The sequence below is a fragment of the Nocardia sp. 852002-20019_SCH5090214 genome (genome assembly GCF_001665865.1).
GTDB classification, from domain to species: domain Bacteria; phylum Actinomycetota; class Actinomycetes; order Mycobacteriales; family Mycobacteriaceae; genus Nocardia; species Nocardia nova.
In genome coordinates this window covers 1-637 of sequence record NZ_LZMK01000139.1, presented here as the reverse complement: position 1 = coordinate 637, position 637 = coordinate 1, and the positions used below count along the sequence as shown (strand labels likewise).

The following is a 637-nucleotide window of genomic DNA, read 5'->3' as shown; positions in this document are numbered from 1 at the left end:
TCATCATCCTCGAACGCCGAAAGGCTGTTCACGCTGGGCTCGTTGCGCCACGCCTCGACCTGCGCGTACAGCTCCGCCTTGGCCGACTCGTCGATGTCCTCGGCGGCGATCATCGCGACCATGCGGTCTTGGGCGGTGGCCAGACGGTCTTGGGTGGCGCGTTCCTGCTCGACGGCGGCCATCTTCGCCGCCAGCTGCGGGGTTACCTCGGCATCGATGGTGACGTGCCCGCCGTCGAGGTCGACGTGCACACCCCAGCGCTGCCGGATGTGCCCGGCCAGTTCCACCGACGCGCGGCGGGCAGCCTCGGAGTCTTCCGACCAGGTCACCGCCTCACGTAGCGCGGCGGCGATTTCGTTGCGCGAGAGCCGATCCCAACCCTTCCGGCGCAGCGCTTCCAGACCTTTCTCGGCCGCCTTGCGCTCGGCGGCGACCTGGGCGGCGTGCTCGCGGCGGGCCTTCTCCTCCCGCATCTGCATGGCCTCGATGGCGGCGCGGCGGGCGGTGATGCCGGCCGTGGCTCGGTTCATCACCTCCTGCATCAGTGCCCGCAGCATCACCGCGAACTGGCTGCCGATCCGGTCGAGGGTTTCGTCGTGGTGCTGCTGGACGGGGGTGTGCAGGCCGGACAGGTTGA

1 pseudogene is annotated in these 637 nt (G+C 69.7%); it reads right to left on the bottom strand.

Annotated features, from left to right (window positions below):
* Positions 1-637: pseudogene (locus A5780_RS40855) on the bottom strand (hypothetical protein); the annotation flags it as partial.